Source organism: Sulfitobacter sp. TBRI5, assembly GCF_051013555.1.
Taxonomy (GTDB): domain Bacteria; phylum Pseudomonadota; class Alphaproteobacteria; order Rhodobacterales; family Rhodobacteraceae; genus JL08.
On sequence record NZ_CP112884.1, the window covers coordinates 3,759,339 to 3,773,180 of the forward strand.

The following is a 13,842-nucleotide window of genomic DNA, read 5'->3' on the forward strand; positions in this document are numbered from 1 at the left end:
CACGCCGCCTATTCCTCGGCGATCAGGGTCATCAGTGTTTGCGCGGTTTTCGTGATCAGTGGCAAATGTGCTTGCAGGCCTTCCAGACTGATCCGGTGGGTCGGGGCGTGCACCGCCAGTGTCGCCAGCATCCGTCCACTGGGATCGCTGATCGGCACTGCGATGGCCACCATGGCGTCCATGAATTCTTCGTTATCGGTGGAATAGCCCCGTTCCTGCACCCGTTTGATCTCGGCCGCCAGATCATCGGGGTCTGTCAGGGTTTTTTCGGTTTGCGCGGTCAGCTTGGCCGACCGAATATAGGTGCGCAGATGTGACGGGCGCAGGGTGGACAGGTACATCTTGCCGCTGGCCGTGCAATGGAACGGCACGGTCGTGCCCACCGGCAGCTGGATGCGCAGCGGCCATTTGGTTTCCACCCGATCCAGATAGATCATGCAATCACGATCCGGCGTTGTGATATTGCAGGTTTCGCCGATTTCCTCGGCCAGTGCCGTCAACACGGTCACCCGCGCCGTTCTGATCCGCAAGGACGACAGCACGTTGATCGAAAAGCGGCGCAGACGCGGCCCCGGACTGTAGGATTTTCCATCGATATCGCGTTGCAGAAAGCCTTCGCGCTCCATCGTGGCGAACAGGCGGTGCACCGTCGGTTTGGGCAGGCCGATCCTTGTGTTCACCTCGGTCGGGGTGATTGGCACGCCGGATTTCGCAACCTCTTCCAGCAGCAACAGCACCCGCAGATTTGTCGGGATGTTCCCTGTCGTGTCCGAGGTGTCGTCTGGCATGGGCCGTCCTTTAGATTTCGGGCACCAGCATCAACGCAAGCTGCGGCGTCAACGCCACGATGAACCAGGTGCCGATCAATGCGATCAGATAGGGCACCGTGTATTTCAAAAGCCGGAAATAGGGAACACCCGTCACACCCGAGGCGACATAAAGGTTCAGCCCGTAAGGCGGCGTAATAAACCCGATAGACGCGCCAACAAGGAAGATCACCGAGAAATGGATCGGATCAATGCCGACCGAGGCCGCAATCGGGGCCAGGATCGGGGCCAGAATGATGGTGACAGGCAGGGATTCAAGGATCATCCCCGACACGAACACGATCGCCATGGATGTGAACAAGACCGCGTAATAGCCGCCCATGCCGGTCACAAACGCGCCGATGACCTGCTGCGCACCCAGCAGCGACAGGTTTTGCTGCATCACCACCGACACCCCGATCAGCGGGGCCAGAATGCCGGTGATCTGGGCCGACCGGACAACGATGGAAGGCACCTGCGTCAGCGTAAAGCCTTCAACAACCAACATGTCGGAAAAGCCTTTTTCCTCGACCGGGGTGTTGGCATCGTTCTTCATCATCTTGTTGATCGGGTAGCAGATCATACCGACAATGATACAGAACCCCACCGTCACGCCTGCCGCTTCGGTCGGGGAAAACTTGCCCGTGTAAATGCCCCAAAGCACCAGCCCGATGGCGAAAAAGCCCAGCCATGCGCCGAACGCCGTTTTGACCACGCGGCTGACGCTTAGCCCGATCAGGTGGCCCCAGCCGTTCAGCGTACAGATGATAAACGCGGCGATCATCATCGCAGTAACCATCAAAGCGCCCGGGATGATGCCGGCGATGAACAGGTCGGAAATCGACAGGTTCATCAGGTAGCCATAGACGATAAAGATGATCGAGGGCGGAATGATGATGCCCACGGTGCCGCCCGCCGCTGCGGTGGCTGCGGAAAACCGTTCGTCATAGCCGCCCTTGACCATCTCGGGGTGCAACATGGACCCGATGGTGGCTGTTGTGGCTGAATTTGAACCGGAAATGGCCGCAAACAGTCCGCACGCGCCGATGGCCGCCATCGCCAGACCGCCGCGCAGCCAGCCCAGACAGGCATAGGCGAAATCGGATAATCGCTTGGCGATGCCCGACTGGTTGATCAGGTCGCCAGTCAGGATGAACAGCGGCATCGCCAGCAGGGCAAAGCCGTCGGTAAACACATCCGACAGGGCCGCGCCGATATTGTCCATCGTCTGGCCCAGCACAAATGTTGTACCCACGACCCAGTAGGCGATGATCAGAAAAACCGGCACCCCCAGCATGAACAGAAAGGTGACGCCCAAGGAAATCAGCGTGATCAGTGTACCGTCGGTCATTATGTGTCTCCTCCGATCACGGCCTGATTGATCAGCGGATTGCCGTTGCGGAAATTGGCAAGATCATCGGTCCAGTTTTCCAGAACGCGCCCCGCCATCAGAACAAAGGCCACCGGAACCAGCACCAGATACCACCACTGCATGAAATTGTCGGTGCCTGCCAAAATCTGGAAATTCGCAGCGGAATTGGCCGCGACGCGGGTCGAGGTGACGACTACGATAATACAAAAGCCCATCCACAAGACCGCATCCAGCGACAGGCACACCATCTGCATGGGGCGCGACATGGCACTGCGGAATTCGCTAAAGGCCAGATGGGTGCGCAGGCGGATATTATAGGAACACCCGAACCACGTCATGATCAGGAACAAAACCGGCGGCAGGGTCGTCGACCAAGGTGCCTGTTGGCTTAGAACGAACCTCCGGAACACTTCGACAAAGATGATCGCGGCGATCAGCAGATAGGAATAGACCATGATGCTGCGTTCCAGATGGCGATCGAAAAACGGCACGGCCCGGTAAAGCCGCATCATCAGATAGCCGCCGATCACGGTGCAGATTGTCCCGACGATCCATGCGCCTTCGGTTTTCAGTGCCGAACTGAGTGTCCATGAATCACCGCTGAACGCGGCTGTTACGATGCCCATCGCATCAGACCATATCGACATGATCTGTCCCCTCCTCCGTCAGGCCCAATCCCTGTCTTGATGCAGGATGTATCGGCCCGGTGTTGCGCATAACGTGCAGACACCGGCCCCGATTGCACAGGGCCGGTGTAGTAACCTTAGCGGGTGATCAGCCCTTCCACCACCGGCGCGGTTCGACGTTTTCCGCCTTCATGTCGAGCGGAATTTCACGCGCAATGTTGTAAATCTCTTGATAGGTATCGATGCCACCGGCCCAGCCGTTCAGACGCTCGCGCCACTGTTCCCACAGCTGCGGCTGGAATTCGGGCGAACACATCTCCTCGGCCATCTTGATTTCGCTGTCCGGAAGGAAGATCGGCTCTACATCGTTTTCCACGAAGATCGTGCCCGGCAATTGCGGATTTGAGAAGCCTACCGTGTTGACCAGTGCAGCCTCGTTCGCGGCCTGAACATGGGTTTGCGCCCAGTAAGAAGATTCAAGAACCGCATCCTGCAGGTATCCGTCAAGGCTGTTGAACACCTTGGCCGACATCGATGTATGTTCGGTGCCACAGAAGAATTTGAGATCGACCGATTTGGACACAACCGGCGACATGTTGGCATAAGCAACAGCCGACGCCCATGTTTCCGCGCCATCGATCAGGCCCTGACGCAAGCCATCAAGGGTTTCTTCCCACGCGACCGGCACGGGGTTCAGGTTCAGCGCCTGCATCGCGATGCGGCCCAACTGGGTGCCGGTCACACGGTTTTTCGAACCGAACAGGTCTTCCAGTTTGGTGATCGGCTTGTCTTTCCAGCCCAGACCCATTTGCATGCCGCGCAGTTCCGCGTGGCTGAACAGGAACTTCAGGCCGTGCCGTTCTTCCAGCGGGTCGCGCAGAATACGCTGCGATTCGGGGCTGTAGAGGAAATGGTACTGCGCCGCACGGCTGGGGAACATATAGGCATAATCCAGCACGTTCAGATAAGGCGCGCCACCGGCCGAGTTCTGGGTAGAGGCCGCATAGATGTCGACAACGCCCAGTTGGGTCTTTTCAACACAGGACAACTGGCCGCAAATCTGGTTGTCGCCGATGAACTCGATCCGAATTTCGCCGTCAGTGCGCGCCTCAAGATCGCGGGCAAATTCCAGCGCCCCTGCCCGTTCAATCAACAGGTTACGTGCGTTGAACCCGGCCGCGCCGAATTTCAGATTGAACTTTGCCGGCTTGGAAAAACGCCGCTCGTATGTGGATTCTGCCGCGCGCGCCAGGCTGCCGATGCTCATCGCGCCACCGAATGCACCCGCTGCCAACACGGTCGAGCTCATCCCGTATTGCCCCGCCAGCTTGAACAGATCACGCCGTGAAATCTGGCTCAGTTTATTGCCTACACCCATTTTGGTTCCTCCCTTATGGTGCCGATTGTCTATTATTGAGACTATTAGTTTCAAAAAAGGGTAGATTGTTTATTTCGTTTTGCATAGTGTTTTTTTACGAAACTTACCGGAGGGGCGGACTTGAGGGCGGATTACATCATTGTCGGGGCTGGGTCGGCCGGATGCGTTCTGGCCAACCGCCTGAGCGAGAACCCCAGGAACAAGGTTATTCTGCTGGAAGCGGGCGGGCGCGATCTGAACCCGTGGATTCACATTCCGGTCGGCTATTTCAAGACCATGCACAACCCGTCCGTTGACTGGTGTTACCGGACCGAACCCGATCCGGGGCTGAACGGGCGTTCGATCGACTGGCCTCGCGGCAAGGTTCTGGGCGGATCATCTTCTTTGAACGGGCTGCTTTACGTACGTGGACAGGCGCAGGATTATGACCGCTGGCGCCAGATGGGAAATACCGGCTGGGGCTGGGACGATGTGCTGCCCCTGTTCAAACGTGCGGAAAAAAACGAACGCGGCGCCGATGCGTTTCACGGTGATGAAGGCCCCCTTTCTGTGTCCAACATGCGCATCCAGCGCCCGATCTGTGATGCATGGGTCGCGGCAGCGCAGGCGGCTGGATATCCGTTCAATCCAGATTACAACGGCGCTGAACAGGAAGGGGTGGGATATTTCCAACTGACCACCCGTAACGGGCGGCGTTGCAGCGCGGCCGTGGCCTATCTGAACCCGGCGCGCGGGCGTGAAAACCTGCGGATCATTACAAAGGCGCAGGTGCAGCGCGTGGAACTGGAGGGGAGCAAAGCCACCGGCGTGACCTATCGTGATGCATCCGGCCAGATCCGGACGGTCAATGCGGACCGCGAAGTCATATTGTCCGGGGGCTCCATCGGATCACCACAAATCCTCATGCTGTCCGGCATCGGACCTGCCGTGCACCTCAAAGAGAACGGCGTCGAGGTGAAACACGATCTGGGCGGCGTCGGGCGGAACCTGCAAGACCACCTGCAGGCGCGTCTTGTGTTCAAATGCAACGAACCCACGTTGAATGACGAAGTGCGCAGTCTGGTAAGTCAGGCCAAGATCGCGCTGAAATATGCATTGTTCAGGGCCGGCCCTATGACGATGGCCGCCAGCCTCGCCACAGGCTTCCTGAAGACACGCGAAGATCTGGAAACACCGGATATCCAGTTCCATGTGCAACCGTGGTCTGCCGACAGCCCCGGCGAAGGGGTGCATCCGTTTTCGGCCTTTACCATGTCGGTCTGCCAGTTGCGCCCCGAAAGCCGCGGTGAAATCCGCCTGAATGGTCCCGACCCCGTAACCTATCCCAAAATCATCCCGAATTATCTGGCCACGCAAACAGATTGCCAGACAATCGTGAACGGTGTGAATATCGCCCGAAAGATCGCGCGCCACGCACCGTTAACCTCGAAAATCTCGCACGAGTTCCGGCCCGATGCCGCGCTGGATATGGACGATTATGACGGCACGCTGGACTGGGCGCGCAGCAATTCGACATCGATCTATCACCCCACCGGCACCTGCAAGATGGGCAGCGGCAAGGATGCGGTTGTAGACGACAGGCTGCGGGTGCACGGCATAAAGGGGCTGCGGGTGGCCGATTGTGCGATCATGCCGGAAATCGTGTCGGGCAACACAAATGCCCCTGCGATCATGATCGGCGAAAAAGCCAGCGATATCCTGCAGTCTCTCGCCTGACCCGGGTTGCGCTATCCGTTCAGCGTGGCCACATGGGCGGCGAATTCAGGCCGCGCCATCAGCGCCTTGCAGCGGGCAAAGCGGCCATCGGCGTAGGCACGGAAATCTTCGGCAGGGTTCTCATTGGCCAGCTGGATCAGCCCCCACAACGTCCAAAGCAGATCGCACATCGCCTTGTAGATCACCATGCGCGCATGATCGTTCGCGGGCACCTGCCCGTCAAAATAGGCCGACAGCAACGCGCCGTCCTGCGCATCGTTCAATCCGGCCTCGACCGACAGATCGCCCAGATCCCACATCGGATCGTTCATGCCGGAATATTCCCAATCCACGATCCACATGCGCGCGCCGGTATCCAGAAAGTTTTCGCACAGCGGGTCGCAGTGGCAGGCCACGCGCGGCGCGGGGTTTCTGGCCAGCGCGGCACGGATGGTTTCGGCCTCGGCCACCACGTCGTGATAGCCGTCCGGCAGATCAACATCCTTGGTCGACAGCAGGCCCAGATAATCATCAATCATCGCGAACAGTTCAAAGTCCGCCTGGAACACGGCGCCGGACTGATGCAGATCACGCAGCGCTATGGCGGCGCGACCGACAACGGCATGGCTGCCGTCCGTGGTGGCCTGCGCAAAAAAATCGGGCGTCATCGTTGTGGCCCCGTCAATGAACCGCGTGACCATAAGACCGCTGTCAGGATCGGCGTAAACCAGTTCGGGCGACACACCCGCGTCTGCGGCCGCCTGGGCGGCCACCGCTTCGGCCTTGCGATCAATGTATTCTTCGGTGCCTTCGCCGGGAACGCGCAGGCAATAGTCGCCCACACGGTACACAACATTGGTCAGCCCGCCCATCCGTTCCACGGGACCGTCATGGCCCTGAAGCTGCGGAATTTTGTTCATCAAAGCCTTGAGATCGGTCATGGGTCCCCCGAATTGTGCATTCTTCATTTGATATTTGTCGCGCGATGGAATTGGATTGGCAAGCCGACAGATCGGATCACATAACACGGGGGCAGGCATGACGGGCAAACATGACGGGCATCTGGGCGCGGTTTACGATGCGCAAACCCCCGAAGATGTGGCGGCACTTTATGATGGCTGGGCCGAAACCTATGACGCGGAAATGTCGGTTGCGGGGTATCGTCATCCGTCGGTCGCGCTGTCGCTGCTGACGCGGTTTCTGCCCAAGGGGGAAACACCGCTGCTGGATGCCGGTGCAGGCACGGGGCTGATGGGCGAATGGCTTGGCATTGTCGGTTATCCGCAGGTGGACGGTCTGGATATTTCCGAAGGCATGTTGGCGCGCGCCGCGCAAAAAGGCCACTACCGCGCCCTGCACAAGCTGGCACTGGGGGGTATTTTACCCTTCGAGGACGAAGCCTATGCCGGGATCGTTTCGACCGGCGTGTTCACCACCGGCCATGTCGGGGCCGAGGCGCTGGATGAGCTGATCCGCATCTGCGCCATCGGCGGGGTGATCGTGATCACCGTCAAGGATACATTGTGGAACGGCGGCTTCCAATTGCGGATAGATGAACTGGTGGGCAACGGCCAGATCGAAATGCTGGACGAAACCGCGCCCTATGCATCGATGCCGGGTGAGGTCGGCACCATCCCCAGCCGGGCCATCGCATTTCGCGTGCTTTAGGCACGGATGCGGGTGCCCTCCGGATCGTAGAACGAGCGCAATCCGATCTGCGCCGGCAGGGTTTCCCCGGCCACAATCAACGCATAATCGCCCGCTTGCAGTGCATCATCGCTGGTGTCATCCGCGCGCACGTAGCCGTAGCCGATACTTTTGCCCACCGTGTAGCCATATCCGCCCGAGGTCAGATACCCGACCGGCTTGCCGTTTCGCAGGATGGTTTCACGCCCCAGCAGGACTGCATCGGGATCATCCAGCGTAAACCCGACAAATCGTTTGCCCAGCGGTTCGCCCGCTGCCGCGCTCAAAGCCTCGCGGCCCAGAAACGGCGTGTTGCCCTTCATCTTGACGGCCCACCCCAGACCGGCCTGAAATGGCGTGTCATTTGGTGTGATATCGGATGACCACGCACGATAGCCTTTTTCCAGCCTCAGGCTTTCCAGCGCGCGGTATCCAACAGGGCGTATACCCTGCCCCGCTGCCATCAGCGCATCGTAAACCGCACCCGTTGCCGCGATCGGGATATGCAGTTCCCACCCCAGTTCGCCCACATAGGTGACGCGCAGCGCCCGCACTTTGTGGCCGGCAATGTCCAGATCACGCACATGCCCGAACGGAAAGGCGCTGTTTGACACATCATCAGATGTCACGGCGGCCAACACATCGCGTGCCTTTGGCCCCATCAAGGACAGCGTGCCCCAGTCTTCTGTCACATCTTGCAGGTTGACGTCACCCGCAGGGATATGATCGGCGATCCAGCCCAGATCATGGGTGCGAAACCCGGTGCCGGTCACGATATAGAACCTGTCTTGGGCGATGCGCGCCACCGTCAGATCGCATTCGATCCCGCCACGCGAGTTCAGCAATTGGGTATAGGTCAGCCGCCCGACCGGTTTGCTGACGTTGTTGGCACAGACCCAATCCAGCGCGGCCTGTGCATCGCTGCCCGACACCTCGTATTTGGCGAACGAGGATTGATCGAAGACGCCGACAGAATTGCGCACATGGGCATGTTCCTGCCCCACCGCGTCAAACCAGTTCTGGCGGCCCATCGAATAGACATCTTGCGGCGCCATACCGTCCGGGGCGAACCAGTTTGGCCGTTCCCAGCCAAGTTTCGATCCGAACACCGCGTTTTGCCGTTTCAGACGCTCATATAGCGGCGACAGGATGCGCGGGCGGCCTGATGTGTATTCTTCATGCGGAAAACCGATGGTGTAGTGTTTGCCATAGGCCTCAAGCGTGCGGTCGCAAACCCATTTGCGGTCTTTGTGCATGTCCGAAAACCGGCGGATGTCGACCACCCACAAATCAAGCGGTGCCTCGCCCGTCATGGCCCATTCGGCCAGCACCCAACCGGCTCCGCCCCCTGATGCGATGCCAAAGGCGTTGAACCCGGCGCCGACAAACATGTTGGCGCATTCCGGTGCCCGCCCCAGAATGAAATTGCCATCCGGCGTAAAGCTTTCCGATCCGTTGATCATCTGTTTTACGCCGGTTTGCGTCAGCACCGGAATACGTTCGATCGCCTGTTCCAGATGCTGGGCGAAATGATCATAGTCATCGTCAAACAGGCCGAATTCCCAGTCATCAGGCACGTCACCGCCGAACTCGTCCAGCACCCAGGGTTGCGGGTCTGGTTCGTATCCGCCCATGACCAGCCCGCCGACCTCTTCCTTGAAGTAGGTGCGCCGGTCAGGGTCGCGCAGTGTGGCGGCATCCGGTGACAGACCGTCAATCGCTTCGGTGATGATGTACTGATGTTTTACCGGTTGCAGCGGCACGGTGATGCCCGCCATTGCGCCAACCTTGCGCGCCCATTGACCGGCGCAGTTGACCACGCGATCACATTTGATCGTGCCCTGACTGGTTTGCACCCCGGTGATCCGGTCGCCGTCCATGTCAAATCCGGTCACACGCACCCCTTCATGCAGTTTCGCGCCATGCATGCGCGCGCCCTTGGCCAGGCTTTGGGTGATGTCGGACGGGTTGGCCTGCCCGTCAGTCGGCAACCAGCTTGCGCCCACCAGATCGCTGACATCCATCAGCGGCCACATCTTTTTCACCTCGTCCGGGCAAATCAGGTGCATGTCCATGCCGAACGATCCCGCCGTGGTGGCCAGACGTTTGTATTCGGTCCAGCGATCCGGATTTGTGGCCAGCCGCAAACATCCGGTCATCTTCCAGCCGGTATCAAGACCGGTTTCCGCATCAAGCTGCTTGTACAGATCGACCGAGTATTTCAGCACCTTGGTGATCGACGCGGAAGACCGCAACTGCCCCACCAGCCCCGCCGCATGCCATGTTGAACCCGACGTCAGTTTGCCCTGCTCCAGCAGGACGACATCGGCCTTGTGATCGCGGGCAAGGTGATAGGCCGTGGAACATCCGATGATGCCACCACCGATAACAACAACCTGTGCGTGACTGGGAAGGGTCATGATACGTCTTTTCCATATAATGAAGAATACCGGTCGCGCGCCGCGGCCAGCCGTTCCAGATTTTCGTGCGCATAGGCGACATAATCAACGCCCGGTGCGTTCAGGTGCAGTTCCGATACCATGGCCCACATCGCTTCACGCAATAGCGATGCGCATTGCATGGCGTCAAAGGCCCGCACCATCGCCCGGTCAGGGGTGGCCCCGAAATAGTGCGTCAGCAATTCCTGCGCGGCCTCGGGTTCCATTTCAGAATTCGAGGCCACACCGGCCAGATCGAACATCGGCGTGGAATAGCCGGCATATTCGTAATCAATCAGCCACAGGCGTGTATCGTCTTCCAGAATGTTGGCGGGCAGCAGATCATTGTGGGCAAACACGATGGGCAATGGCACCTGCGCTGCTTCCAACTGCCCTGAAAGCTCCAGATAGCCGGGCAAGTCAGCGGCGAAACGGCTGTTGCCGTTAGCCAGCGTCCGCGCATAATCGCGAATGACGTGGAACACCCAGAAGAAATAGGCGGTGCCTGATACATTTGCGGCCATCGTGTTGTGAAAGCGTTTCAACAGGTCGGCCACCCGCGCGGGATCGCGGCGCATGTCTGCCGCGTCCCAGGTGCGCGATTGCACAAAGCCAGTTACCATCACACCCTGTGCCGCATATTCAACCGCAGGGGAAAACCCTGCTGCATGGGCGGCGCGCGTGCTCATCAACTCTCGGGCGCGGTCCACATGGTGGACCGGGTAATCAGCGCCAAAGCGTACCACGTGATCGCCCGCATCATCCGTGATCTTCCAGATTTCATTGGACAGCCCGCCTTCCAATGGCGCACCAGACGGCGGTCCGGACCAGCAGGGCAATTCCAGAATTTTGTCAGGTAGTGTCATGATGTCCGTCCTCCAGCCCCAGCCGCGCCCGCGCCCGCTGTGCGCCCGCCTGAATTAGGCGATCGGCGATGATGGCAATGAACGCCACCGCAAATCCGGCAACAAGGCCCCGTCCCGCATCGGCCTTGGTCAGGGCGATATAGACCTCCTGCCCCAGATCGCGGGTACCGACCAGCGCGGTGATCACCAGCATCGACAGGGCAAACATGATGGTCTGGTTCAACCCCAGCAGGATTTCGGGCAGCGCCAGTTTCAGTTTGATCCGCGTCAGGATCTGCCATTCGGTGCAGCCCATCGCGCGCCCTGCCTCGATCAGGCGGGCATCGACGCCCTGCAATCCCAATGCCGTATACCGGATTGCAGGTGCGATTGCATAGGCAACGACCGCAATCATCGCGGTGAAATCGCCGACGCGGAACAGCATGACAGCGGGCATCAGATACACGAAAGACGGAAGCGTTTGCAGCGTATCTATCGCCACCTTGACCCCAACCCAAAGCCGTTCCTTTTCGGCCGCCAGAACACCGATGGGCAGGCCGATCAGCATGGCAAAAACAACCGAAATGCCGCAAAGATAAACGGTGATCATCGCCTTTTCCCACAATCCGGTCACGGCGATCAGAATGGTCAGACACGCCACCAGCAGCGCAAGGCGCGCACCGCCCAGCCGCCAGCCGACAAAGCCCAGCAGGCCCGCCACCCCCAGCCATGGCAAGCCCACCAGAAACCGCTTGGTCGGGATCAGCACGTTCAGCAGCAGGGTGTTCTTGATCGCTTCAAGCGTGTCAAAATAATTGACGTTGATCCAAGCAACAACGCGCGACCAGAAATCGCCGGTGGATATGGCCCATGCATCGGGATAGGTTTGCAAGGCGGGGCTAAGAAACGCGGCAACAAAGGTCAGCGCCAGTAGAACCAGCGCCCATTTCAGATATCCGGACGGCGCATCGACACCGGTATACTGCGCCGCCGCCTGGCTTAGCCGATCCAGCGCGATGGCCAAGGCGACAATGGCAAACCCCGCCTCAAGCCCGGCGCCGAAATCCAGCCGCCGCAAAGACGCCAGCACATCAAAGCCAAGGCCCCCCGCCCCGATCATCGACGCGATGATGACCATGTTCAGCGACAGCATGATCACCTGATTGACCCCAACCATCAGCCCGTCCTTGGCTGATGGGACCATCACCCGCCACGTCATCTGACGGCGCGAACATCCTACCATATGGCCAAGATCACGAATTTCGCCCGGAACCCGGCCCAGTGCCAGCATGGTGATGCGTGTCATCGGTGGCATGGCATAGATCACTGTGGCCACAATGGCCGCCGTGGGGCCGAACCCGAACAGGATCAGGATCGGCACCAGATAGGCAAAAACCGGAATGGTCTGCATCAGATCCAGCACCGGTTGCAGCGCCCGCGCCAGCCAGCGCCAACGATAGGCCGCAAGCCCCAGCATCAGGCCGCCCGCAACCCCGATGGGCACCGCGATCATAATAGACGCCAGCGTGACCATCGCCGATGTCCACTGGCCGAATACGGCGATGAACAGGAAACACCCCGCCGCCAGCAGCGCCAGCGACCATCCGCCAAGCCGGTGTCCGATCAACCCGACAAAGGCGATCAACCCGACCCAGGACAGCGGCGGCAGGTTCACCGCCTCGATCCCGCCCGACAAGACGCCCGCCACCGCCTGATAGGGGATGTCCACCAGCGTGGACAGGAACCGCGTCAGGTCGCGAAACGTGAAAAGGCCGAAACTGGCGTCATTCAGCAGCCATTTGGTGAAATCGGAAATCCAGCGCGCGGCGGGAACAACCCACTTCTTGGGGTATTCAAACGCCCATGGCAGCAGTGTCGGGCCCCATGTCATAAGCGCGACAAATGCCAGCAGAACCGCGCCCCAAAGGGCCAGACCGCGCCAGAGTGGCGGGCTATCGACGGTGTCGGCCATCATCCCGCCAACATCAGATCAATCACCGCATCACGGCGCAACTGGCCCAGCGTTTTGCCGTTCGCATCTGTGACGCGCAAAAGGCTGGCGCCGGACAGGAAAAGCGGTGCCGCCTCGGATATTGTGGCGCGGGCGGAAACCGATGCATCCGGTGTCTCTGCTCCGGCCGGTTCCATCACGGATGTCACGCGCACTACCTTTGCGCGCGGCACCGCCTGTGAAAACTCGCGCACGTAATCTGTGGCAGGGTTCAGAACGATCTGTTCGGGCGTGTCCGCCTGCACCACGATGCCGTCCTTCATGATGGCAATACGGTCGGCAAGGCGGATTGCTTCGTCAAAATCGTGGGTGATGAACACGATGGTCTTTTTCAGCGTGCCCTGAAGGCGCAGGAATTCATCCTGCATTTCACGCCGGATCAACGGATCCAGCGCAGAAAACGGCTCGTCCAGAAACCATAACTCGGGATCAGCGGCCAGACTGCGGGCAATGCCGACGCGCTGTTGCTGTCCGCCGGACAACTGGCGGGGATAGGCCGCCTCGCGCCCTTCCAACCCGACAAGCGCGATCATACGGCGCGCGCGGTCTTCGCGTTCGGCGCGTGAAATGCCCTGAATTTCCAAGGGAAAGGCCACGTTGTCCAGAACGGACAAATGCGGCAGCAGGGCAAAATGCTGAAACACCATGCCCATCTTGTGCCGCCGCAACTGCGTCATCTCTTCCTGAGAGGCGCTGAGCAGGTTTTGCCCGTGAAACAGGATTTCGCCCGCCGTGGGTTCGATCAGGCGCGAAAGGCAGCGCACAAGAGTGGATTTGCCCGATCCCGACAGACCCATGATCACAAAAATTTCGCCCGTGTGCACGGCCAGATCAACGGCACGCACCGCCGGAACAAGGCCCGCGCCCTGCAATTGTTCAAGGCTTGCGTCAGGTCCGAAATCGGCAAGAATGTCGGCCGCCCGCGCGCCAAACAGTTTCCAGACATTGCGACATTCTAGCATGGGGGCGTCAGGCCGGTTCTGGT

Annotated in this window: 11 protein-coding genes; 2 read left to right on the forward strand and 9 right to left on the reverse strand. The window is 59.6% G+C overall.

Annotation, left to right across the window (positions count from 1 at the left end; all coding sequences use genetic code 11):
- Nucleotides 1-8: 8 nt before the first annotated feature.
- The 4 genes from OLX72_RS18785 to OLX72_RS18800 form a co-directional block, all read right to left on the reverse strand.
- Complete coding sequence (locus tag OLX72_RS18785; protein WP_433989308.1) at nucleotides 9-788, reverse strand: IclR family transcriptional regulator; 780 nt, start codon at nucleotides 786-788, stop codon at nucleotides 9-11.
- A 10-nt stretch (nucleotides 789-798) separates the two neighbouring features.
- Nucleotides 799-2,157 (reverse strand): TRAP transporter large permease, encoded by a 1,359-nt coding sequence (locus OLX72_RS18790; RefSeq protein ID WP_114869709.1) that lies wholly within the window; start codon nucleotides 2,155-2,157, stop codon nucleotides 799-801.
- Nucleotides 2,157-2,825, reverse strand: a complete 669-nt coding sequence (locus OLX72_RS18795; RefSeq protein ID WP_114869708.1) for a TRAP transporter small permease — start codon at nucleotides 2,823-2,825, stop codon at nucleotides 2,157-2,159. Before OLX72_RS18795 ends, OLX72_RS18790 begins: the two co-directional genes overlap by 1 nt.
- 127 nt (nucleotides 2,826-2,952) lie before the next feature.
- Nucleotides 2,953-4,182, reverse strand: a complete 1,230-nt coding sequence (locus OLX72_RS18800) for a TRAP transporter substrate-binding protein (RefSeq protein WP_433989309.1) — start codon at nucleotides 4,180-4,182, stop codon at nucleotides 2,953-2,955.
- Nucleotides 4,183-4,302: 120 nt separating this feature from the next.
- On the opposite strand from OLX72_RS18800, the gene OLX72_RS18805 reads away from it, so the two are divergent.
- Complete coding sequence (locus OLX72_RS18805) at nucleotides 4,303-5,898, forward strand: GMC family oxidoreductase (RefSeq protein WP_114869706.1); 1,596 nt, start codon at nucleotides 4,303-4,305, stop codon at nucleotides 5,896-5,898.
- An 11-nt stretch (nucleotides 5,899-5,909) separates the two neighbouring features.
- Here OLX72_RS18805 and OLX72_RS18810 read toward each other — a convergent pair whose 3' ends face one another.
- Nucleotides 5,910-6,818 carry a phosphotransferase gene (locus OLX72_RS18810; RefSeq protein WP_433989310.1) on the reverse strand — a complete coding sequence of 303 codons (909 nt, stop codon included), beginning with the start codon at nucleotides 6,816-6,818 and terminating at the stop codon, nucleotides 5,910-5,912.
- A gap of 97 nt (nucleotides 6,819-6,915) precedes the next feature.
- Between OLX72_RS18810 and OLX72_RS18815 the strand changes: the two genes are divergently transcribed.
- On the forward strand, nucleotides 6,916-7,545 hold the full coding sequence (locus OLX72_RS18815) for a class I SAM-dependent DNA methyltransferase (RefSeq protein ID WP_114869705.1): 630 nt from the start codon (nucleotides 6,916-6,918) through the stop codon (nucleotides 7,543-7,545).
- On the opposite strand, the gene OLX72_RS18820 is transcribed toward OLX72_RS18815, so the two are convergent.
- Genes OLX72_RS18820 through OLX72_RS18835 form a run of 4 tightly spaced genes read right to left on the reverse strand, consistent with a single transcriptional unit; the run spans nucleotide 7,542 to nucleotide 13,819 of the window.
- Entirely contained in the window at nucleotides 7,542-9,983 is a 2,442-nt protein-coding gene (locus tag OLX72_RS18820) for a GcvT family protein (protein ID WP_433989311.1), read from the reverse strand. The two genes, OLX72_RS18815 and OLX72_RS18820, sit on opposite strands and share 4 nt — an antisense overlap.
- On the reverse strand, nucleotides 9,980-10,867 hold the full coding sequence (locus OLX72_RS18825) for a choline kinase family protein (RefSeq protein ID WP_114869703.1): 888 nt from the start codon (nucleotides 10,865-10,867) through the stop codon (nucleotides 9,980-9,982). The genes OLX72_RS18820 and OLX72_RS18825 overlap by 4 nt, the downstream gene beginning before the upstream one ends.
- Nucleotides 10,854-12,821: an ABC transporter permease gene (locus OLX72_RS18830; protein WP_433989312.1), complete on the reverse strand. Its 1,968-nt coding sequence runs from the start codon at nucleotides 12,819-12,821 to the stop codon at nucleotides 10,854-10,856. The genes OLX72_RS18825 and OLX72_RS18830 overlap by 14 nt, the downstream gene beginning before the upstream one ends.
- Nucleotides 12,818-13,819 carry a quaternary amine ABC transporter ATP-binding protein gene (locus OLX72_RS18835; RefSeq protein WP_114872185.1) on the reverse strand — a complete coding sequence of 334 codons (1,002 nt, stop codon included), beginning with the start codon at nucleotides 13,817-13,819 and terminating at the stop codon, nucleotides 12,818-12,820. Before OLX72_RS18835 ends, OLX72_RS18830 begins: the two co-directional genes overlap by 4 nt.
- Nucleotides 13,820-13,842: the final 23 nt, after the last annotated feature.

What these genes read in the sequence shown, in the direction of transcription:
- OLX72_RS18825 (WP_114869703.1), bottom strand. Translation starts at nt 10,867, where the DNA reads ATGACACTACCTGACAAAATTCTGGAATTGCCCTGCTGGTCCGGACCG.
- OLX72_RS18800 (WP_433989309.1), bottom strand. Translation starts at nt 4,182, where the DNA reads ATGGGTGTAGGCAATAAACTGAGCCAGATTTCACGGCGTGATCTGTTC.
- OLX72_RS18820 (WP_433989311.1), bottom strand. Translation starts at nt 9,983, where the DNA reads ATGACCCTTCCCAGTCACGCACAGGTTGTTGTTATCGGTGGTGGCATC.
- OLX72_RS18785 (WP_433989308.1), bottom strand. Translation starts at nt 788, where the DNA reads ATGCCAGACGACACCTCGGACACGACAGGGAACATCCCGACAAATCTG.
- OLX72_RS18830 (WP_433989312.1), bottom strand. Translation starts at nt 12,821, where the DNA reads ATGATGGCCGACACCGTCGATAGCCCGCCACTCTGGCGCGGTCTGGCC.
- OLX72_RS18790 (WP_114869709.1), bottom strand. Translation starts at nt 2,157, where the DNA reads ATGACCGACGGTACACTGATCACGCTGATTTCCTTGGGCGTCACCTTT.
- OLX72_RS18835 (WP_114872185.1), bottom strand. Translation starts at nt 13,819, where the DNA reads ATGCTAGAATGTCGCAATGTCTGGAAACTGTTTGGCGCGCGGGCGGCC.
- OLX72_RS18815 (WP_114869705.1), top strand. Translation starts at nt 6,916, where the DNA reads ATGACGGGCAAACATGACGGGCATCTGGGCGCGGTTTACGATGCGCAA.
- OLX72_RS18810 (WP_433989310.1), bottom strand. Translation starts at nt 6,818, where the DNA reads ATGACCGATCTCAAGGCTTTGATGAACAAAATTCCGCAGCTTCAGGGC.
- OLX72_RS18795 (WP_114869708.1), bottom strand. Translation starts at nt 2,825, where the DNA reads ATGTCGATATGGTCTGATGCGATGGGCATCGTAACAGCCGCGTTCAGC.